Annotated in this window: 10 protein-coding genes and 1 tRNA gene; 6 read left to right on the forward strand and 5 right to left on the reverse strand. The window is 33.7% G+C overall.

The window, feature by feature from the left end; translation table 11 throughout:
- Nucleotides 1-231: 231 nt before the first annotated feature.
- A tRNA-Ser gene (locus ABD730_RS13130) sits at nucleotides 232-316 on the reverse strand.
- A 257-nt stretch (nucleotides 317-573) separates the two neighbouring features.
- On the opposite strand from ABD730_RS13130, the gene ABD730_RS13135 reads away from it, so the two are divergent.
- The 3 genes from ABD730_RS13135 (at nucleotide 574) to ABD730_RS13145 (ending at nucleotide 3,797) form a co-directional block, all read left to right on the forward strand.
- The gene (locus ABD730_RS13135) at nucleotides 574-900 is read left to right on the forward strand and encodes a hypothetical protein (protein WP_334471019.1); all 327 of its coding nucleotides are present in this window, start codon (nucleotides 574-576) and stop codon (nucleotides 898-900) included.
- 156 nt (nucleotides 901-1,056) lie between these two features.
- The gene (locus ABD730_RS13140) at nucleotides 1,057-2,088 is read left to right on the forward strand and encodes a M28 family metallopeptidase (RefSeq protein ID WP_344715288.1); all 1,032 of its coding nucleotides are present in this window, start codon (nucleotides 1,057-1,059) and stop codon (nucleotides 2,086-2,088) included.
- Between the two features lie 128 nt (nucleotides 2,089-2,216).
- Nucleotides 2,217-3,797 carry a M28 family metallopeptidase gene (locus ABD730_RS13145; RefSeq protein WP_344715290.1) on the forward strand — a complete coding sequence of 527 codons (1,581 nt, stop codon included), beginning with the start codon at nucleotides 2,217-2,219 and terminating at the stop codon, nucleotides 3,795-3,797.
- Between the two features lie 99 nt (nucleotides 3,798-3,896).
- Here the strand turns inward: ABD730_RS13145 and ABD730_RS13150 are convergent, their stop codons facing one another.
- From ABD730_RS13150 to ABD730_RS13165, 4 genes are all read right to left on the reverse strand, one after another.
- Nucleotides 3,897-4,427 (reverse strand): porin family protein, encoded by a 531-nt coding sequence (locus ABD730_RS13150; RefSeq protein WP_334471024.1) that lies wholly within the window; start codon nucleotides 4,425-4,427, stop codon nucleotides 3,897-3,899.
- Nucleotides 4,428-4,535: 108 nt separating this feature from the next.
- The gene (locus ABD730_RS13155) at nucleotides 4,536-5,441 is read right to left on the reverse strand and encodes a Ppx/GppA phosphatase family protein (protein WP_334471026.1); all 906 of its coding nucleotides are present in this window, start codon (nucleotides 5,439-5,441) and stop codon (nucleotides 4,536-4,538) included.
- A gap of 22 nt (nucleotides 5,442-5,463) precedes the next feature.
- Complete coding sequence (gene ppk1, locus ABD730_RS13160) at nucleotides 5,464-7,518, reverse strand: polyphosphate kinase 1 (protein WP_334471027.1); 2,055 nt, start codon at nucleotides 7,516-7,518, stop codon at nucleotides 5,464-5,466.
- Nucleotides 7,518-8,003 (reverse strand): SixA phosphatase family protein, encoded by a 486-nt coding sequence (locus ABD730_RS13165; RefSeq protein WP_344715293.1) that lies wholly within the window; start codon nucleotides 8,001-8,003, stop codon nucleotides 7,518-7,520. Before ABD730_RS13165 ends, ppk1 begins: the two co-directional genes overlap by 1 nt.
- 333 nt (nucleotides 8,004-8,336) lie before the next feature.
- Here ABD730_RS13165 and ABD730_RS13170 point away from each other — a divergent pair, with 333 nt between their 5' ends.
- From ABD730_RS13170 to ABD730_RS13180, 3 genes are read left to right on the forward strand one after another with little or no spacing between them, the layout of a single operon-like run.
- A complete protein-coding gene (locus ABD730_RS13170; RefSeq protein ID WP_344715295.1) occupies nucleotides 8,337-22,115 on the forward strand; it encodes an HYR-like domain-containing protein in 13,779 nt (4,592 codons plus the stop codon).
- Nucleotides 22,116-22,125: 10 nt separating this feature from the next.
- Nucleotides 22,126-23,061 (forward strand): PorP/SprF family type IX secretion system membrane protein, encoded by a 936-nt coding sequence (locus ABD730_RS13175; protein WP_215924984.1) that lies wholly within the window; start codon nucleotides 22,126-22,128, stop codon nucleotides 23,059-23,061.
- Between the two features lie 12 nt (nucleotides 23,062-23,073).
- Complete coding sequence (locus tag ABD730_RS13180) at nucleotides 23,074-24,993, forward strand: OmpA family protein (protein WP_344715297.1); 1,920 nt, start codon at nucleotides 23,074-23,076, stop codon at nucleotides 24,991-24,993.
- The last annotated feature ends 75 nt before the right edge of the window (nucleotides 24,994-25,068 follow it).

Raw genomic sequence — 25,068 nt, forward strand, 5'->3', positions numbered from 1 at the left:
GAATTCTTTCTGTTTAGATTAACTACAATCTTTGCTTAAACACAACTTTTGATCTTGATCCTTAACAATCCCCTTTTAAAAATACCAACATCTACATTATCAAAAGATTGATCTTGATCCACTTTTAGCAATGACCCTTGATCTTGATCCTGGATTAACTCATATTAATAAAAATAAGTTCAGATTATTAAACGCAAAAAACCCATAACTTACGTTATGGGCTTCCTTTTGCGGAGAAAGAGGGATTCGAACCCCCGGAGGTGTGACCCTCAACAGTTTTCAAGACTGCCGCATTCGACCACTCTGCCATTTCTCCTTTAGCGGGTGCAAATATAAAATCCTTTTTCTTTTAACCAAAGGTTTTTGTGTCGTTTTTTTAAAAAATTTTAAATTCATCCATTTGAAAACCTAAATCAATCATATTTATACGCCATTTTAATTTTCGGCATAATATCTGTTTAGATAAATAAACAACTTAGAATCAACGTTATCATCATTTTGTTTTTACAAAAGAAACAATGTTGTTAAACAAAGCCTTATTTTATTTTAAATTAGCACAAAAATTAAAAGCGTATGAGAAAAGTTATTATTATCCTCGGTCTAATCACATCAATAGTAGCTACAATCTTATCCGTTACTAAATTTTCAAGTTTAGCAGTTACTCCAATAATTATTGCCTTTTTATGTGGTCTTATTATTTTATTTCTTTCTAAAAAAGAACAAACCAAAACTAAGACTATTCAATATATATTTCTATTAGTTATTATTTCTTTGAGTATAACCATTTACAAAGGAGTTGTTGATACTGTTGAAATAGACAATACAGAACAACCCAATGAAATCAGTACAGAAGGTGTTAAAGAAACTCTTAATGACACTAAAACTGAAAAAGATTTATAAAATTTCGATCTAATTGTAAGAAAAAATTACGTCTATTTATCTTATTTTTGCCAAAATCAATTAGTTACATAAAATATTCGGGTTCAAAATTTTATTTCCTAAAAGAAAAAAGGAAATAGCGAACAATGTAACCATATATAAACAATAGTTATACACATGAAAGTATTAGTTGCATCTGCACTTATTCTTGTTGGTTCTTGTGCTCAAATAAGACATAGCGAAAAAATTAACAACCTCAAGAATAGCATAATTTACAAAGATCAAACTATTGTAGAAAAATATTTAAATACTATTAATGTCCAAGAACTAAAACAACACCTAGAAGAAGTTTCCTCGGATAAATATAATGGTAGAATGACTGGTGAAGAAGGACACAACCAAGTTTGTGATTATATTAGAACACAATATAAAAATCTCAATATTAGTGCTCCAAAACCCACTCCAAATTACTATCAAAAGGTCCCAAAAGATGCTTTACCAAACGATTTAAACGATTCTCAAAACATTATCGCCTATATAAAAGGTTCAGAATTTCCTGATGAATACGTATACATTTCTGCCCATTCTGACCATGAAGGCGTTATTGACGGACAAATTTATAATGGTGCTGATGATAATGGTTCTGGGACTTCGGCTGTTTTAGAGATGGCTGAAGCATTTAGTATGGCTAAGAAAGATGGTTATCACCCCAAACGAAGTATTGTATTTTTACATGTCACAGCTGAAGAAGTTGGTTTATACGGCTCTAGATATTATACAGAAAACCCTGTATTTCCATTGGAAAATGCTATTGCTAATTTAAATATAGATATGATTGGTAGGGTTGATAATAGACATATAGATGATGAAAATTACATTTACCTTATTGGCTCAAATAAAATGAGTACAGAACTAGATTTTATTGCCAAAAAAGCCAATGAAACCTATACACATCTTAATCTTGATTATAAATATAATGAAGATAGAGATCCAAACCGCTATTATTACAGGTCTGATCATTATAATTTTGCGACAAAAGGCGTTCCTGTTATCTTTTTCTTTAACGGAGAACACGAAGATTACACAAAGCCTACAGATACTGCAGATAAAATTAACTACCCTTTATTGGCTAAACGCACAAAGCTAATTTTCGCTACGGCTTGGTATTTAGCAAATTCAGAAACACCGTTAAAGAAAGAAATTATCTAGTGTTAAAATTTGTTAAAAGAATTTTAACGGCAACTTAAAGCCTTCCCTTTTTTGTAGCTTTATCGTTTGGCTTATTTTAAAGTCAAAAAGACACAATCATATAAACTAACTATTTAACGAATACTTCAATGAAAAAAATATTGTTAATTTTTTGTGTTTCTGGCTTAATTGTAAGTTGCGGAACCTCTTCTAAAACTAATGCTTCTTCAGAAAAAACGACTCAAGAAAAAATTGTTGACCCTTCTATATATGCATCAACAATTACTTCTGATGAATTACAAACCATGTTATATAAATATGCTTCTGATGAATTTGAAGGAAGAGAAACAGGTGAAAAAGGTCAGAAAATGGCTGTTGAATATCTAAAAGAACAGTACATCGCTATGGGAATTCCTACACCTTTAGGTGAAGATGATTATTTTCAGGAAGTCCCTTTAGAAAAACAAAAAGTAGCTAAAGCAAAATTAAGTGTTAATGGAAAACCTTTCAATGCTTTTGAACACCATATTGTATTAGCCGTTTCTAAAAGTATGAACATTTCTATTAATGACATAGTGTATGTTGGTTATGGTATTGATACAGAAAAGTATTCGGACTATAAAAATGTAGATACAAAAGGCAAAGTCGTTTTAGTAAAAGCAGGAGAACCTAAAGATGCAAATGGTAACTATGTAACTTCTGGCACAACGGAAGAGACAAAATGGACTAATGGTCGCCAAGCAATGTCTAGCAAAAGAGAAGCTGCAAAAGAAAATGGTGCTACAGGCTTATTATTAATGGATAATGATTTATTTTCTAGATATGCTCCTTTCTTTAAAAGACAAGAAGAATCAGGTGCTTCGGGACGTTTATCTTTAAAAAGTAACGAAGAAGCAATGACAATGCTTATGATTAATGAAGATTTAGCTAAAGCATTACACCCTTCTATTTTAGAAGATGATACACCTAAAGTTCTAAGCTCTAAAATGGATTTAGCCATTGAAAACAAATCTGAAACTATAACATCTGAAAACGTTGTTGCCTTTATTAAAGGTTCTGAAAAACCAGATGAAGTTCTAGTAATATCTGCACATTTAGATCATGAAGGTATTAAAGATGGTCAAGTTTATAATGGTGCAGATGATGATGGTTCTGGTACAGTTGCTATTTTAGAAATTGCTGAAGCATTTAAAATGGCTGAAAAAGCAGGTAATGGACCAAAACGTTCTATCTTATTTTTACATGTTACAGGTGAAGAAAAAGGGCTTCTTGGTTCTAAACATTATACAGATAATGATCCTATTTTCCCTTTAGAAAATACTGTTGCAGACTTAAACATAGATATGATTGGTAGAATAGATCCTAAACGTACTGAAGGAGATAGAAACTACATCTATTTAATTGGAAGTGATAAATTAAGTACAGATTTACATAATATATCTGAAGCTGTTAATACAAAGTACACCAATATTGAATTAGATTATACCTATAACGACGAAAACGACCCGAACCGTTTTTATTACAGATCTGATCACTACAACTTTGCTAAAAATAATATTCCTGTAATATTTTACTTTAATGGTACACATGACGACTACCATAAGCCAACAGATACGGCAGATAAAATTGAATACGATTTATTAGAAAACAGAACACGTCTCGTATTTTATACAGCTTGGGAAGTAGCTAATAGAACCGAAAGAATTGTAGTAGATAAAGCTTCTAAATAAGTTTAGTAGCTTATTTAGAAAAATAAAAAAAGCCTTTCAAATTAACTTGAAAGGCTTTTTTGTTATATCGTGCTATTTTTTTTAGCTTCTTTTCAATTTTTAAAGTTTCATTCCAAAACCAAATTGTATGACATGGTTTTTAGCTTCTAGCTTTTTTAGATCTTGATCTATCACATTTGTAACACCGTAAGATAAACGAGCATCTACAAAAAATTCATCTGTAACCATATACTCTAATCCCGCAACTCCAGAAAAAGTAGCTGTTGAAAATAAGTCATTAGCTTTCCATGTCTTTAGACCTATTTTTGGTCCTACACCTAAAATGAAACGATCAGATAAAGAAAATCGCAATAAAATAGGTAAGTGAATATAATCTGCTCTAATCTCCTCTTCTTTTCCACCTTCTGCAGACCATTGCAATTCTAACAATAATGATGTTTTCTCTGTAAAACCAAAATCTACAAATCCACCAAAAGCAAATCCATTTCGGTGTTTGTTTTCAAATTCAGCATCTGGTTCAAAATCAAGATTTGATACATTAAGCGCTCCTCGTACACCGTACATAATATCTTGAGACATACAAACAGTTGCAAAAGAAACAAATAACAAGGAAAATAAATATTTTTTCATAATTTTAAATTTGAGATAACGAAGATATATTAAATTCTAAAATACCTAATGAATTAATAGATTTTAATAAAGAAAAATCGGACAAATGGGAATTTCAATACCTGAATATTACAAGACAACACTAGAAACTGTTTCATAATACATGCTTTTTATAATACCATCCGAAAGTCCTATTTTGGGTACATAAATGTCCTTTGCACCACTCCATTTCATTGCAGACAAATAAATTCGAGTAGCAGGAATAATAACATCTGCCCTATCTTGGTTTAAGTTTAATTTTGTAATACGCTCTTCGTAAGAATAATTTTGAAGCATTTTATAATAGCTCGTAAGGTAAAAATAGGTTAAAGGTTTACCGACATCTTTGCCTGAGATTTTAAAAATTTTATTGATGTTACCACCAGAGCCAATAAGTTCAATTTTATCATATTGTTGGGTATTACTTTTAATCCAACGCTCTAGATCTTGCCATGTTTCATTTTTTACAATATCGTTTAACAATCTTACGGTTCCTATTCTAAAAGATTTAGATTGTTTTTTTTCACCATTATGAATAATTGAAAACTCCGTACTTCCGCCACCAACATCTACATAGAGATAGGTCTTATTTGGATTTATAAATGAATTTAAATCTGTTGCAGCAATAATTGCAGCTTCTTCTTCACCATCAATAATTTCTATATTAATACCACAAATTTCAAATATTTTTGCTGATAACTCAGGACTATTCTTAGCTTCTCTCATTGCAGATGTAGCACATGCTTTATAACGTGTAACACCATGAGCTTTTATAATGAGACTAAAAGCTTTCATAGTGTCTATCATTCGTTCTTGGTTATATTCTGATATTTCTCCTTTTAAAAAAACATCTGCTCCTAATCTAATAGGTACACGTACCAATGAATTTTTTTTAAACACTACAGGTTCGTCATCTAATTCTATAATGTTTGATATTAATAACCTTACAGCATTGGATCCGATATCTATGGCTGCATATTTCTGTATCTTCAGCATAATTATAATTTATCCTTCTATTTTATCCTTCTAATTTATTTAAGTAATACTTATACGTATCAAATTGAGCTCTTACTTTAGGTTTATTATTTCTGCGATAAGTATTGTCTTGATTTTCGTTAATTATACGTGCTTTTACATTATCATTCCAACATATATTATACAAATACTGTAACTCTTGTTTAATATCTGCATCGTAAATAGGACAACTTACCTCTACTCTATTGTCTATATTTCTAGTCATCCAATCTGCTGAAGAAATATAAATCTTTGGATCATTTTCGTTAGAAAATATGTATAACCTTGTATGTTCCAAAAATTTATCAATAATACTAATAACTTCAATATTCTCACTCATGCCCTTTACTCCTGGTACCAAACAGCAAAGACCTCTAACAATCATTTGTATTTTTACACCTGCTCTACTCGCTTCATATAATTTATCTATCATTTTATAGCTACTTATACTATTTATTTTCAACTTTATATAAGCTGGTTTTCCTCTTTTAGCACTTTCTATTTCCTTATCTATTAAAGCAAATATTTTTGTTTTAGTATAATGTGGAGATGTAATAATGTGCTTATATCTATTAACCTTATAATTAACTTCAAAAAAATCAAATACTTTATTAATGTCTTTTAGAATTTTAGAATTAGAGGTCATCAATGTAAAATCAGTATAGATTTTTGCTGTAGACTCGTTAAAGTTACCTGTACTAATAAAACCATATCTTACTAGCTTTTTATTTTCTTCACGTTCTATAACACACATTTTACAATGCACTTTTAAACCCGTCACCCCAAAGAGCATCTTAATTCCTTCATCTTGCATTTGCTCTGCATAATTAATATTTGCTGCTTCATCAAAACGTGCTCTAAGCTCTATTGATACGGTTACTTTTTTTCCGTTTTTTGCTGCATTAATTAAAGAACTAGCAACATGCGAAATCTGGGCTAATCTATAAATAGTAATTTTTATGGTTTTAACATTAGGGTCTAATGCGGCTTCTCTTAAAAATTTTACGATATAAGAAAAGGTGTGATAAGGAGTGTATACTAAATAGTCTTTTTTAGCAATAGTCTTAAAAATACTTTCTTCTAAACTCAGCCCTTTTACAGGAAGTGGTTCTATTTTTTGGTATAGTAAATCTGTCCTACCTAAGCTTGGAAAATTCATATAATCCCTACGATTATGATAACGACCACCAGGAATAATGCTTTCTTTTTTATGAATAGCCATTCTATCCAAAAGAAAATTTAAAGTACTCTCTTCTATATTTTTATCATAAACAAACCTCACAGGATCTCCGCTCTGTCTATCCTTAACACTTTCGGAAAGTTTATCTATAAAACTTTTACTTAAATCACTATCAAAATCTAATTCGCCATCTCTTGTGATTTTAATCATGTGTGCACTAATACTATCATAATGAAAGATGTTAAAAATATCGTCTAAACAATACCTTAATATATCATCTACCATTATAATATAGTTGTTATCACCTTTGCTTGGTAAAACAACAAAACGATTCATAGTTGATGAAATCTCAATCAAAGCGACCTGATCTTTAGCTTTTGAGCTTGACATTTTTACCGTTAAATAAGCAGAAATATCCATAAGCTCTGGCAATGCTACATCTTCATTAAGCATAATAACGACGAGAGCAGGACTAATTTCTTGATAAAAATAGTTCTTGATAAACTCATGATGGTCTTCATCTATTTCTGTTTCATTAATTATATAAATATTCTCTTTTTCGAGTTCTTTATCAATTTCATCAAGAATTTCTAAACTGTAACTTTGTTGCTCTATAACAACTTGAGTTATTTCTTCTAAAAGATCTCCAGCTTTTATACCACCTAATTCACTTTTACCTCCTTTTCCTGCGTCATAAATTCGCTTAACAGTTGCATATCTTACTTTAAAGAATTCGTCTAAATTATTTGAAAAAATTCCTAAAAACCTTAGACGTTCTATAAGCGGGACTTCTTTATCTGCAGCTTCTTGAAGCACACGTTCATTAAACTTTAACCAACTTAATTCCCTATTTATATATATGTTTTTATCTTTTGTCATTATTTTAATTCCTTTGGAATAATTATAAATTCTGTAATTCCTTTTTTTAAATCGTTCCAATCGTTGATATCAAATTTAAGTTTTACCAAACCGCTTGTTGGAAGATTATCTATAAAAGTATCCCCAAATATATTAGAAATTGATGTGAAAGCATGGTTGTGTCCAAAAATCATAACTTCATTATATTCATTTGATAAATTTTTAATAAAATCTATAACATTTCTCCCGTCAAAATCATATAACTCTTCCACTACAACTACCTGTTCTTTAGCAATATTAAGTGTATTCATAAAAATCTCACAGGTACTAAGTGCCCGACGTGCTGGACTTGAAAAAATAATTTCTGGAACACTGTTGCTATTAAAAAAGTGATTTGCAACAAGTTTAATATCATTAATACCCCTTGTTTTTAATGGCCTTTCTCGGTCTGTAACATCATGTTCCCAGGATGATTTGCCATGTCTTATCAGTATAATTTCTTTCATATAATATCGATTAAATGCATTTTTTTTCGATAAAAGGTTGCTTATTTCCTTTTTAACGATTAAATTGCCGCCTTAACTCTAATGTTTGTTTATGATTATAGTTATAAGTTCTTTTGTTAGGTAAATTTAATGTAAATGCCCCCAAATCAAAAAATATATTAATCCATTATATATTTCATTTACGTTAAAATACTTCCCTCTTTTTATTTAACAAAGAACAAATAATTGTGTTGTTTTCAACCAAGTAGTTTTCGCTATAGTTTTTTAAACTATGGTATTAGGTCTATTTAGTTTTAACAGCATCATTTGCATGATAAGTTATATCGATAAAATATGAAAAATAACTTTACTTTATCTTTTTTCTGGTTATTAACAATTAGTGTTGTTTCATTATTATTTATAAATAATGGATTTGCACAAGAACAATTTGAAAAAGAATCTGATTATTGGCCTAAAACAGCCAAATTATCCGAGGTAGAATTGAAAAATTATATGGAGGTACTAAAAAAACGTGCCAAAATATATAATGATAATAAATCATTTTCAAGTTATAATCAAAGATCCTCTGAAATTAATCCTGTAGGTACTTGTAATGTAATTACTTGCGGTTCTTTTAATGCGCTTGATATAACACCGAATAACAATGGGTTGCCACCAGAATTTCAAATAGCTGTAGATGGAAGTACCTATTCTGCTGATGTTATTTACGATTGCTGGAATGATCAAGGTACAGTAGATTATTCAGAAGGACAATACATTTCATATTCAAATGTAAATGCTAACATTGATACACCTGCAATTATATCTCCTTCTCCAGATGGAGGCGGGTTTTCTATTTTTTCATACAAATTTGAAGGTATTGAGCAAAATTTAGAAGTACTCCCAAATGCAACTTATCGTGTCTGTTTTGAAATTGCTGTTATTCCTCGTTATAGTAATAGTAATGGTAGTTTTGTTGAGTTTATTCCAAATCTAAATTTTGGTATTAATTCTGGTGGAATACAAATAAACGACCCATTAACTTATACTCATGACGATTTAACTATACACCCTTTATCAGATTTCCCAGTTAGCTTATCAACAGCAACAACTGGACCTTTCCAAAACCCAGGTGGTTGGACAGAAATTGACCCTTTTTGGGAAACAGTTTGTATCACTTTTCAGTCTGATAGTTCTGGTATGGTAAATGTCTTTTATCAAACTCAAGACCCAGGAAGATCTGTAGTATTAGTTGATGGATTAAGACTAAGCCTTGAAGGCTATGCTGTACCTCCTACTATTGCTGAAGAAAATATAGATATAGATAATACCGCTATTGATGTTTTTTGTGATTCTTTTTCGGTTGACTTAAATTCTTATATAACGTCTGCAGGTCCTGGTGGTTCTGAATTAACTTGGAGCACAAGTCCTGATCCTTTAGATACATCAGAACATTTAAGCAACACTGTTGTTAGTACTCCTGGTACCTATTACGTCTTTTATTACAATCCCTATGACTTGTGTGCATCACCTGCAGGTTCCATAGATTTAATGATTTCTGATTTAGCAGCTTCTATTGATTCAAAATCAGATGCAGACTGTATTGACGATTCAAATGGTTCAGTAAGCGTTTTAGCCACAAATGGAAATCCTCCGTATAGTTATACTATAAATGGTGGTTCTTCACAATCTTCAAATACTTTTAGTGGTTTAAGCGTTGGTAATCATTCGGTTGAAGTAACAGATTCTAATAATTGTGCTGTTAGTGTCAATTTCGATATCATGGCTAATGATACTGAAGCGCCTACAGCTTCCAATCTAGATCCTATAAGTGTTGAATGTATAGATGAAGTGCCCGAATACAATATAGAAGATGTTGATGATGAAATAGATAATATTACTGCGCATCCAATTGTTACTTTTATTTCGGATGTTTCAAATAATTCATCTTGTCCTGAAACAATTACAAGAACATATAGTGTTACAGATGAATGTGGAAATTCAATTAATGTTACTCAATTAATTACTGTTATTGACACAATACCTCCTACAATAGATACGCCTGCTTCTGATATCATTATTGAATGTGGTGTAACTCCTGATGGAACTTTACAAGCTTGGTTAGATAATAATGGTGGTGCTGTTGCCTCGGATACTTGTGGAAATGTAACATGGTCAAATAATTATAACGATGGAGTATCTGATTGTTCTTCTTCCAAGACAGTTATATTTACAGCTACTGACGATTGCGGAAATTCAACAACAACAAGCGCAACTTATGCTATTCAAGATACAACACCTCCAGTAATAACAAATCCTGCATCTGACCAATCAGTTGAATGTAATATTGATAATAATGCACCTCAAAGTATTCAAGCTTGGCTAAATACTAATGGTGGTGCTACTGCTACTGACGATTGTTCGGCGATTATTTGGACTAACAATTTCACCGCTCTTTCTGGTGGTTGTGGTCAAACAGGCTCTGCTACAGTAACTTTTACAGCTACAGATGGTTGTGGTAACTCAACATCTACAACCGCTACATTTAGTAATACTGATACCTCTAATCCTGTCGCTCATAAAGCTCCAGCCGATTTAACCTTGCAATGTATTGATGAAGTTCCTAGTCCTGGGCAATTAACAGCTAGTGATAATTGTATGACTAATATAACTGTTACAGGAGTTGATAATATTGATAATTCTAATCCTTGTCATATAACTATTGTAAGAACATGGACATTTGTTGATGATTGTGGAAATTCGTCTTCTGTGTCGCAAAATATCACTGTAGCAGATACTACAGCTCCTACATTTACGGTGCCTGCAAATTTAAATATCGAATGTGGTGTTGACCCTAACAACCTTAGCATCACTGGTGATGTTACAGACGAAAAAGACAACTGCTCTACTGGGTTAAATGCAACATATACAGATAGTGTAACTAATGGTAACTGTACCAACACAGAAACTATTAGACGTACTTGGTCTCTGACTGATGATTGTAATAATACAACAACACATGTACAAACCATTAACGTTGTTGATACAACAGCTCCTACTTTAATTATTCCTAGTAATGTTACTGTAGAGTGTACAGACCCTACAGACCCTTCTGCTACTGGTACAGCTACAGGAAGTGACTCTTGTGGTAATGTAACAATCTCCTATAATGATACGTCGTATGCTAATTGTGGTAATACAGAAAAAATAAAAAGAACTTGGACTGCTACTGATGACTGTGGTAACACTAGATCGCGAAATCAATTCATAACTGTAAAAGACACAACACCTCCTACAATAGATACGCCTGCTTCTGATATCATTATTGAATGTGGTGTAACTCCTGATGGAACTTTACAAGCTTGGTTAAATAATAATGGTGGTGCTGTTGCCTCGGATACTTGTGGAAATGTAAAATGGTCTAATAACTATGATGATGGAGTTTCAGATTGTTCAGCATCTACAACAGTTATATTTACAGCTACTGACGCTTGTGGTAATACAGCAACAACAAGCGCAACATACACCATTCAAGATACAACACCTCCAGTAATAACAAACCCTGCATCTGACCAATCAGTTGAATGTAATATTGATAGTAATGCAACTCAAAGTATTCAAGCTTGGCTAAACTCTAATGGTGGTGCTACTGCTACTGATGATTGTTCTGCAATTGTTTGGACTAATAATTTTACTACTCTTTCTGGTGGTTGTGGCGAAACAGGCTCTGCTACAGTAACTTTTACAGCTACAGATGGTTGTGGTAACTCATCATCTACAACCGCTACATATAGTAATACTGATACCTCTAATCCTGTCGTTCCTAATGCTCCAGCCGATTTAACCTTGCAATGTATTGATGAAGTTCCTAGTCCTGGTACATTAACGGCTAGTGATAACTGTATGACTAATATAACTGTTACAGGAGTTGATAATATTGATAATTCTAATCCTTGTCATACAACTATTGTAAGAACATGGACATTTGTTGATGACTGTGGAAATTCGTCTTCTGTCTCGCAAAATATCACTGTAGCAGATACTACAGCACCTACATTTACGGTGCCTGCCGATTTAAATATCGAATGTGGTGTTGATCCTAACAACCTTAGCATCACTGGTGATGTTACAGACGAAAAAGACAACTGCTCTTCTGGGCTAAATGCAACATATACAGATAGTGTAACTAATGGTAACTGTACCAACACAGAAAAAATTACACGTACTTGGTCTCTAACTGATGATTGTAATAATACAACAACACATGTACAAACCATTAACGTTGTTGATACAACAGCTCCTACTTTAATTATCCCTAGCGATGTTACTTTAGAATGTACAGATCCTACAGACCCTTCTGCTACTGGTACAGCTACAGGAAGTGACTCTTGTGGTAATGTAACAATCTCTTATAATGATACGTCGGTTGCTAATTGTGGTAATACAGAAAAAATAAAAAGAACTTGGACTGCGACTGATGACTGTGGTAACACTAAATCACTTAATCAAATCATAACTGTAGAAGATACAACACCTCCTACAATAGATACACCAGCTTCTGATATAATGATTGAATGTGGCGTAACGCCTAGTGGAACTTTGCAAGCTTGGTTAGATAATAATGGTGGTGCTGTTGCTTCGGATACTTGTGGTAATGTAAAATGGTCTAATAATTATAATGATGGGGTTTCAGATTGTACTGCATCTACAACAGTTATATTTACAGCAACTGACGCTTGTGGTAACACAGCAACAACAAGTGCAACATATACCATTCAAGATACAACACCTCCAGTAATAACAATTCCTGCATCTAATCAAACCGTTGAATGTAGTATTGATAGTAATGCAGCTCAAAGTATTCAAGCTTGGTTAAACTCTAATGGTGGTGCTACTGCTACTGACGATTGTTCTGCAATTGTTTGGACTAATAATTTCACCGCCCTTTCTGGTGGTTGTGGTGACACAGGCTCTGCTACAGTAACTTTTACAGCTACAGATGGTTGTGGTAACTCAACATCTACAACCGCTACATTTAGTAATAGTGATACCACTAACCCTGTAGTTCCTAATGCTCCAGACGATTTAACCTTACAATGTATTGATGAAGTTCCTAGACCTGGTCAATTAACAGCTACTGATAATTGCATGAACAATATTACTGTTACTGGAGTTGATAATATAAATGACTCTAATCCATGTCGTATAGTTATTGAAAGAACATGGACATTTGTTGATAATTGTGGAAATTCGTCTTCAGTATCGCAAAATATCACAGTAGCTGATACTACAGCACCTACATTTACAGCACCTGCTGATTTAGACATCGAATGTGGTGTAGACATTAATAATCTGGCGATTACCGGTGATGTTACCAACGAAAAAGACAACTGTTCTTCTGGGCTAAATGCAACATATACAGATAACGTAACTAATAATAACTGTGGTAATACAAAAACAATTAGACGTACTTGGTCTCTGACTGATGATTGTAATAATACAACAACACATGTACAGACCATTAACCTTATCGATACAACAGCTCCTAATCTAACTATCCCTAGTGATATTACTATAGAATGTTCTAGTTCTATTGATCCTACTGCTACTGGTACAGCTACAGGAATTGACTCTTGTGGTAACGTAACAATTTCTTATAATGATACCTCGGTTGCTGATTGTGGCAATACAGAAAAAATTACAAGAACCTGGACTGCTACTGATGAGTGTGGTAACAGTACGTCATTAAATCAAATCATAACTATAGAAGACACAACGCCTCCTACAATAGATATACCTGCTTCTCAAATAATGATTGAATGTGGTATAACTCCAGAAGGAACATTGCAAGATTGGTTAGATAATAATGGTGGTGCTGTTGCCTCGGATACTTGTGGTAATGTAACATGGTCTAACGATTTCGTTATGAATACTGACGTAGATTGTGAGAACAGAGGAATAACTGTAACCTTTACAGCTACTGACGATTGTGGTAATGCATCAAAAACAAGAGCAACATATATCATTCAAGATACAACACCTCCTGTAATAACAAATCCTGCATCTGATCAATCTATTGAATGTAATATTGACGGTGGAGTAACTGAAGATATTATAACTTGGCTTGCTACAAACGGTGGTGCCTCTGCTACTGATCTTTGTTCTACAATTACTTGGTCGCATAATTTCACATCTCTATCTGATGGTTGTGGTGAAACAGGATCTGCCACAGTAACTTTTACAGCTACAGATGATTGTGGTAACTCAACATCTACAACCGCTACATTTAATAGTATAGATACTACTAAGCCTGTTGCGCCTAATGCTCCTGATGATTTAACTTTTCAATGTATTGATGAAGTTCCTAATCCTGGTCCATTAACTGCTACTGATAATTGTATGGACAATATAACTGTTACAGGAGTAGATAATGTAGATGATTCTAACCCTTGTCATACCTCTATATTAAGAACTTGGACGTTTATTGATGATTGTGGAAATTCATCATCAGTATCGCAAAACATTACAGTAATCGATACTACAGACCCTAGCTTTAACGAAAGCTTACCAACAAATATTACTGTAGATTCAAGCAGTATTCCAACAGCTTCAATTTTAACAGCATCTGATAATTGTGATGATAATATTGATGTTGTCTTTTCAGAAACATTAATTGGTAATAAATGTGATACCTCTTATGCCATTGAAAGAAATTGGACAGCCGAAGATGATTGCGGAAATGATATTGAGCATACGCAAGTTATTAATGTTAATCAGTCTGTTCTTTCAATAACCCTAAATTCGAAAACCGATGTAAATTGCTTTGGGCAAACCACAGGTGCTATTGATATAAATGTAACTGGTGGTCTGCCTCCTTATTCTTATTCTTGGAGTACTGGAGCTACAAGTCAAGATTTAACCAATATACCTGCCGGTGTTCATTCTGTGACAGTAACAGATGCTAATGGATGTACTTCTACAAAATCATATACAATATCTGAACCTACTGCTTTTAGTTTATCGATTGATCAAGTGAATGCAACCTCAGCTCAAGGCTGTGATAATGGAACAGCAACAGCGACAATTACTGGTGGCAATGCTCCTTATACTTACCAATGGTCGGCTTCTGCTAATAACCAAACAACAGCTACTGCTACGGACTTATCTGTAGGAGACCATACTGTTATTATTACTGATGATAATCGCTGTACAACCTCACAAACGATTACTATTAGTTGTACTGACGATTGTGATACTGCTATTACTACTGACAACATAACTAATGTACTTTGCTTTAATAGTGCAACTGGTGAAGCTACGGTTTCTGCGAGTTCGGTTATTAATCCAACAGCAACTTTCACATTTACATGGTCTAACGGTCAAGTAGATACAGGTGCTGAAGACAGCACGTTATCTAATGTAATTGCAGGCACATACACTGTTAGCGTAACTATGGATGGCTCGTCTTGTGATCCTGTTGAACAGGAGATTGAAATTACACAACCTAGCGCCTTAAATGTCTCTATAGATAAAGTAGATGCAACTTCAGCTCAAGGCTGTGATGATGGAACAGCAACAGCTACAGTTACAGGTGGTATTGCACCTTATACTTATGAATGGTCTGCTTCCGCAGATAATCAAATAACAGCTACAGCTACTAATTTACCTGTAGGTAACCATTCAGTTGTTGTAATAGATGCTAATGGCTGTAAAACAGTAAAAAGTATTAGAATCACATGTACCAACGATTGTGATACTGCTACAACTACTGATAATATAACTAATGTGCTTTGTTTTGGTGATGCTACAGGTGCTGCTACAGTTTCAGCGAGTTCGGTTATTAAACCTACAGCAACATTTACATTTACATGGTCTAATGGACAAGTAGATACTGGTGTTGAATACAGTACATTATCTAATGTAATTGCAGGTACCTACACCGTTAGCGTAGTTATGGATGGCTCATCTTGTGATCCTGTTGTACATGAGGTTGAAATTACAGAACCTAATGCTTTAAGTGTATCTATAAATAAAGTAAACGCAACATCGGCTCAAGGCTGTGATGATGGAACAGCGACAGCCTTATCTACTGGTGGAAATGCGCCTTACTCATATCAATGGTCGGCTTCTGCTAATAACCAAACAACAATGACGGCTACTAACCTACCTGTTGGTGATCATACGGTTATTATTACTGATGACAATGGTTGTACAACCTCACAAACGATTACGATTAGTTGTACTGACGATTGTGACACTGCTACAACTACTGATAATATAACTAATGTACTTTGTTTTGGTGACGCTACAGGTGCCGCTACGGTTTCGGCGAGCTCTGTTATTAATCCAACAGCTACTTTTACATTTACATGGTCTAATGGTCAAGTAGATACAGGTGCTGAAGACAGCACGTTATCTAATGTAATTGCAGGTACATACACTGTTAGCGTAATTATGGATGGTTCGTCTTGTGACCCTGTTGAACAGGTGATTGAAATTACACAACCTAATACAAGTTTATCGGCTTCGATATCAACACAAACAGATATCCTTTGTGGAAGCTTAGGTCAATTTACAATAGAAGGAACTGGGGGTACATCACCTTACACATACTCTATTGATAATGGAAATAACTTTTTAACAAATGGAACTTTCACAAACCTTATTGAAGGGGATTACTCTGTTATTGTTAAGGATGCTAATGGATGTACCGAAACGGTAACTATTAATATTCTTTCAAACTGTACAGATGCCATTGCTGATATTAACAATACTTTTGTTAATCAATCAGTTACCGGAAATGTTCTAACTAATGACGAAGATTATGAAGGAGATAATCAAATAGTAACTGCTAATACTAATCCTACTAATGGAAATGTCGTAATTAATGATAATGGATCATACACATACACACCTAACCCTGGATTTATTGGTGAGGATACGTTTGAGTACACGATCTGTGATGATGGTAATCCTCAAGCCTGTGACTCCGCTATCGTTTATATTGAAGTATTACCTGAAAGCAGTACTGAAAATGAACCGCCAATTGCTAATGCAGATACAGCAACAACTCCAGAAGGAACTTCTATTGCTATTGTAATTCTTGCTAATGATTTTGATCCCGATACTGACCCAATTACTATTACAGGAACTACAAATCCTTCTAATGGAACAATTACAGTAAATAATAATGGGACAATTACTTATACTCCTAATGATGGATTTACAGGAGAAGATACGTTTACATATACGATATGTGATGATGGCAATCCTCAACTTTGTGATACAGCAACAGTAACTGTAACTGTTCAAGATACTAGCATGGCTAATACAACTAATGCTAATGATGATGCCTATCACCTTACTCCAACTAGTGTTTTAATAGGAAATGTATTATTAAATGACAATGATATTGAAGACGATATACAAACTGTGACATCTACAACGGTTATAACCACTCAAGGTGTTACTGTAAATATTGACCCTAATACTGGTGAGTTTACCTACACTCCTAATGCTGGATATTCTGGAACAGACTCTTTTATTTACACAATTTGTGATAATGGAACCCCTATGGCTTGTGATCAAGCAACTGTTTATATCACTATTGACGGTGTTGCAGGACTTAGTATCGTAAAATCTGCATCTAGTAATAGTACTGATTGTGTTGCTGCTGGTGATACAATAACTTACACATTTACAGTAACTAATTCTGGTGATATCCTTATTAATACTGTAACAGTTATTGATGATTTATTAGGTGGCAATATCACTGATTCACTTACGCTTACTGGTGATAATGGTGATGGTATCCTTGATCCTTCTGAAACATGGATATTCACAGCACCTAATTATACTATAACTCAAGACAACGTAGATGCAGGAAGCATTACTAATAATGTAACAGTTAGCGGACTAGAACCTGACGGAACAACATCTGTTCTAGCAACTGACACCTATATTATTGATGCGAATAATCCAGATGTAACACTTTGTGATAATGGTAGTATTGAAATCGTAAAAGCAGCTTCTAGTACAGCTAGTGGTTGTGTTGGCGAAGGAGATATAGTCACTTATACTTTCACTGTAACTAATAATGGTGATGTATCTATTAATTCTATTACAATTACTGACGATTTATTAGGTGGTGATATTACAGCTTCTTTAACACTTACTGGTGATGATGGTGATAGTGTTCTTGACCCTTCTGAAACTTGGATATTCACCGCTCCGGACTATACAATAACTCAGGCAAATGTAGATGCTGGAAACATTACAAATAATGTAACAGTTAATGGCTTACAACCCGATGGAACTACACCTGTTCAAGCAACTGATACCTATATTATAGATGCTAATAATCCAGATGTAACACTTTGTAACGAATCTGGTATACAGCTTATAAAAACTGGAGTATTCAATAACGACAACGGAAACGATTGTACTGAAATTGATGAAACCATAACTTATACATTTACAGTGATTAACTCTGGAGATGTAGCATTAGAAAATGTAATTATTACCGATTCTTTATTAGACAATGCAACACCTTCTATAAGCATTGCATTTGTTTCTGGTGATACAGACAACGATAACCAATTAGATCCAAATGAGACTTGGATATATAGTGCAACATATTTAATTACTCAAGCAGATATAGATGCTACTGAAGTTATTAATAGTGCAACTGTAAATGCCGAAGAAGTAGTAAATGGATCAAATGTAACTGCAACATCTCAAACTACAACTGAATTAATCAAAGACACAACACCTCCAGATACATCTAATTGTGCTGTTCTAGATGAAACTTTTGAATGTAGTGGCGCTGATAATGAAACACTTGCTAATGCATGGAATACTGCTAATATTTTAGCGTTAGAAAATTGTGCAACTGATGCTTGTGATAATAACATTACAATAACTTCAGATTACAACTTTGATAATCTAGTTACTAATTGTGGGGCTAGTGGTACAATCACTGTAATCTACACGTTAACAGATGCAACAGGTAACGCAAGTACGTTAAGCGCTACACTTACCATTGAAGACACAACGGGTCCTGATTTATCAGCATGTAATGTCGCAGACGAAACTATAGAATGTGATGGTTCTGATACAGAAAGTGTTGTTATAACATGGAATGCGGCCAATATCGCTGCGCTTGAAACATGTGGTACTGATACTTGTGACACAGAGCCAACAAACATAGTAACTTCCAATTATGACTTTAATAACCTAGTGCCTACTTGTGGATCTGGTGGTACAATTACAATACAGTATACAGTAGCTGATGATTGTGGAAATACAACAACTATAGACGCAACATTAACTATAGAAGATACAACACCGCCTACGTTTTCTGTTCCTGCAAATATTACAATAGAATGTGATGAAGATGCAACAGACTTAACCCTTACTGGTGATGTAACTGACGAATCGGACAACTGTTCTACAGGACTTGAAGCTATTTTTACTGATAGTATTGCAGACGGTAGTTGCCCAAGTAGCTCTATTATTACACGTACTTGGTCGTTAACTGACAGTTGTGACAATACAACAACTTTTGTACAGACCATTACAATTCAAGATACTACAGCACCAAACATTGATGAATCTGCAGTAGAAAACATCAGTATTGAATGTGGAATTACTCTAGCTGGGACTCTTGAAGATTGGCTTGCAAATAATGCAGGAGCAACAGCTACGGACAACTGTAGTACAATTACTTGGACTAACGATTACGACTCTAATACAGACATTGATTGTGAAAATGGCGCTATTACTGTAACATTTACAGCAACTGATGAATGTGGAAATGCAGCAACAACTTCTGCTACATATTCATTGATAGATACACAAGCACCATTATTAACAATTCCTCTTGATGTTACAATAGAATGTAATGAAGATTCTAGTCCTGACAATACAGGAATGGGTAAAGCTATAGACGAATGTAATATTACTGCCACAATTACTTACAGTGATAGCGAAACCGATGCTTGTGGCACAACTAAAACAATTATAAGAACATGGACTGCAACTGATGCTTGTGGGAATTCAGTTTCTGAAGATCAAATTATTACTGTTCAAGACTCTACACCACCAACATTTACTGTTCCTGAAGATATTACAATTGAATGTGATATAGATACTACAGACTTAACTATAACGGGTGATGTTACTGATGAAACTGATAATTGTTCAACAGAACTTGAGGCTACATTTACAGACAATGTTATTGACGGAGACTGTCCTAATTCTTCAATCATTACACGTACATGGTTATTAGTTGATGATTGCGATAACGCGACCTCTTTTGTTCAAACTATAACAGTTCAAGATAGTACAGCACCAACATTCTCTGTGCCTAATGACATTACAATAGAATGTGATGCGGATGCTACAGACTTGACTATAACGGGAGATGTCACAGACGAAGCAGACAATTGCTCTACTGGACTAGATGCCATTTTTACAGATAGCGTTGCTGATGGTAGTTGCCCAGGTACTTCTATAATCACACGTACTTGGTCATTAACTGACGATTGTGATAATACGACAACTTTTGTACAGACCATTACTATTCAAGACAGTACCCCACCTACTTTTAGTGTTCCTGCTGATATCACTATTGAATGTGATGCAGACGCTACAGATTTAACACTAACGGGTGATGTAACAGACGTAACAGATAACTGTTCTTCAGAACTGGAAGCAACGTATACAGATAGTGTCGCTGAAGGCAGTTGCCCAAGTGCGTCTATTATTACACGTACTTGGTCATTAACTGATGATTGTGATAATACTACAACTGCTATCCAAACAATTACGGTTCAAGATACAACTGTTCCTACATTCTCTGTTCCTGCAGATATTACTGTTGAATGTGATATTGACATTACAGATGTCACACTTACAGGTGATGTTACTGACGAATCAGATAACTGTGCAACAGATTTAGAAGCTGTATTTACAGATAGTACTGCAGAAGGAAATTGTCCAAATGAGTCTATAATTACACGTACTTGGTCATTGACAGATGATTGTGACAATACAACAACATTTGTTCAAACCATTACTGTTCAAGACACAACTGCACCATCATTTAATGAAACGTTACCTGCAGATATTACTGTAGAATGTGATGACGTACCAACTGCAGAAACATTAACTGCTACCGATAATTGTGGTACAGCTGAGGTTACTTTTCAAGAAGAGATTACAAACGGAGATTGTATAGGATATTACATTATAGAACGTACATGGACAGCTACTGACAGTTGTGGAATTGAAGCTGTACACACGCAATTTATATCTGTTCAAGATACTTCAGCACCAACGCTTGTTACTGCATTTGATGAAAACATAACTGTTGCATGTGATGATATTCCTGTAAAACCAAGTTTAGGATTTGAAGATTCATGTTCAAATGATATTAATGTTGAATACGAAGAAGTATCATATCAAGAAAATGATTTTGAAGATTATAATATAGTGAGAACTTGGACCGTTACAGACGATTGTGGTAACCAAGCATTATACACTCAAAATATTGCCGTAGAAATCAGTAATGTTATTAATGTACAAGAAGGCTTTAGATGTGTCCTTGATATTGAATTCGATTTATTTGAATTACTATCTGGAGACTTTAGCATGGATGGTACATGGAGTGTTATAGCAGGAGACACAACATTAAATGGAAGTTACTTTGACCCTTCTACTGCAGATGTTGGTGTATACACCTTCTTATACGCTATTACTGAAGGACCATGTCCTAAAGAAGTAGAAGTTAATGTAACTATAGATGACGACTGTTTAGTATTACCTTGTAGTTCTGCAGATAATGTTGTGATTTCTAAAACCGTTACTTCAAATGGAGATAATATTAACGATTACTTTACTGTAGATTCTATAGAACAATGTGGTTTTGTTATAGAGTTACAAATATTTAACCGTTGGGGAGCGCAAATATATAAATCCAACAATTATAAAAATGATTGGGGTGGTGAAGCTCATGGCTCATCTGTAGGAGGTTCTGGAAAAGTTCCAACTGGTACATATTATTATATTATTAATGTAAAAAATAGTGGTTTAGCACCGTTTTCAGGTCCTATCTACGTGGCAACAAATTAAAACTTAACCTATGAAGTTATCAAAATATCTAAGTATTGCCATACTTTTATTGAGTGTTTCTACTGCCTTTGCGCAACAGTTACCTCAGTTTACGCAATATATGTTTAACACCATATCTATAAACCCTGCTTATGCTGGAAGTAGAGAAACATTAAGTATTGTAGGTTTACATAGAAGTCAGTGGGTTGGCTTAGAAGGCGGACCAGAAACACAAACTTTATCGGTACATACTCCCTTAAGAAACGAAAATATGGGTTTGGGTATTTCCTTTATCAATGATAAACTAGGCTATGAAAACTTCTCATACCTGTATGCAGATTACTCTTATACCATTAAAACAAGTGAAAATACAAAGCTTGCTTTTGGATTAAAAGCGGGTATGACACATTACACTTTAGATGAAACCTTATTAAACGATCCTTCTGTCGTAAACGATCCATTTTTTAATGATGTATCTAACCGTTGGAGCCCAAATGTTGGTGCTGGTTTATATTTACATTCGCAAAAATGGTATCTTGGATTATCTACTCCAAGAATACTAAATACAGATTACAACAAAGGTAAAAATGGTACATTAGACTATGTGGCACTAGAACGTGTTAGTTACTATTTTACTGGTGGTTATGTTTTTAACCTTAGCGAAAATACAAAGTTAAAACCTTCCGCATTATTAAAAGCCACAAATGGCGCACCCTTATCTTTCGATATTTCTGCAAACTTTTTATTTTATGAGAAATTTTGGGCTGGAGCAGCTTATAGAGCCAATGAGCATGCCGCTGCAATTGGCGGTATAGCAGATTTTCAAATTTCTAAACAAATGAGAATTGGTTATGCTTATGAATATCCTATCTCTGATATAGCACCTTATACTAGTGGTACACACGAAGTATTATTAATGTTTGAAGTCTTTAAAAGTAAACGTGTTAAATCTCCAAGATATTTCTAAAAAGAACGTATTATGAAAATCAAAATATTAACGCTTGTTTTAATTTTAAGCTCTTCGTTGTCTTTTACTCAAACGAAATTAGCCGATAAGTTTTTTGATAATTATGGCTATCTAAAAGCCATAGAGTTATATGAAAAAGTAGTTGAAAAAGGCAAAGCAGATACTCATGTATTAACACGACTTGGTGATGCCTATTACAATAATTCTAATTCTGAAAAAGCGGCTTATTGGTATGAAAAAGCATTAAGCGAAAACAAAGATGTTGAAGCTGAATACATTTATAAATACATACAATCGCTTAGAAGTATTGGAGACTATAAAAAAGCAGATATCTGGTTTAAAAAACTAAGTGAAGCTCAACAAGGAGATAGTAGATTAAAAGGTTATAATCCTGATGATGTTAGTATTTTTGATAAATTAACTTCAAAAAATGAAGATCGTGTTGTGACACTCGAAAACTTATCATTCAATTCTGAAAAGTCAGATTTTGGATCATTCTTGCATGATAATACCCTTTACTTCGCCTCTGCTCGTGGCGATGAAAAAAAAGTATACAATTGGAATAAAGAACCTTTCCTAGATATATTTCAATTGGAAGTAAAACAAGAAGAAAATGGAATGGAATCTTATAGCTCACCAATAAAACTGGCAGGCGAAGATGTCAATTCAATTTATCATGAAGCTTCAGTTGCAATTACAAACGATGGAAAAACGATGTATTTTACAAGAGACAACGTTAATGACCGAAACAGATTAAAATACGATAAAGAAGGCACAACGCATCTCAAAATATATACCGCTACATTAAAAGGTAAAGAATGGACCAATGTAACTGAATTACCATTTAATGATGATGTTTTTTCAACAGGCCATCCTACATTAAGCCCAGATAACAAAACACTTTTCTTTGTTTCTGATCGCGATGGAGGTATTGGACAAACTGATATTTATTCTGTAAAAATTAATGATGATGGTTCATATGGAGAACCAAAAAATTTAGGAGACAAAATAAATACTGAGGGCCGAGAAATGTTTCCTTTTGTTGCCAAAGACAGTACGTTTTATTTTTCTTCAGATGGTCACCTTAACTTAGGATTACTAGATATTTTTAAATCAAACATCTTAAAAGAAGAGCCTACAACTCCAGAAAACTTAGGTGCACCTTTTAATAGTGGTTATGACGATTTTGCTTATTTTATTAATAGCGAAACCCAAAAAGGATACATTTCTTCTAATAGACCTGAAGGAAAAGGAGGTGACGATATATATAGCTTTAATATTGAAGAATGTAACCAACAAATTACAGGTATTGCAAAAGAACACAGAACTGAAATTATTTTAGCAGATGTAACTGTACAACTTATTGACGAAACTGGTAAAATAATTGAAGAAGTCCTTACAGCAGAAGATGGAGCCTATACTTTTGACGTAAAATGTAGTAAAACATATACTATTCTTGGTACTAAACCAGATTATAAAGAAGACAAAAAAACCATTACTACAGCTAATGAAGACAAAAAAGTTAATACCGTAGATTTAGTATTACAACCTTTAATTTTAGACAGCCAGATTATTATAAACCCAATATTCTTTGATTACGATAAATCTGATATTAGAACAGATGCACAATACGAATTGGAAAATATTGTAGATGTGCTACGTAAGCATCCAGAAATGATTATTAAAATTGAATCTCACACAGATAGTAGAGGTCGTGATAAATACAATTTAAAATTATCAGACAGACGTGCAAAATCTACTGCAAAATATATTATATCTAGAGGTATTGATGCTAATAGAATAGAAAGCGCTAGAGGTTATGGTGAGACCCGTCTTTTAAATAAATGTGCCAACGGAGTGAAATGCTCTGAGGAAGAACACCAAGTTAACAGACGTTCTTATTTCTATATTATAGATTCTGAGAAAAAATAATATTACATTCCCAAACTAAATGTAAACTAAGATGAAGAGCAAGCTTGTAATGAGCTTGCTTTTTTATTATTTATC

This window comes from Winogradskyella damuponensis, assembly GCF_039538385.1.
In the GTDB taxonomy this organism is placed as follows: domain Bacteria; phylum Bacteroidota; class Bacteroidia; order Flavobacteriales; family Flavobacteriaceae; genus Winogradskyella; species Winogradskyella damuponensis.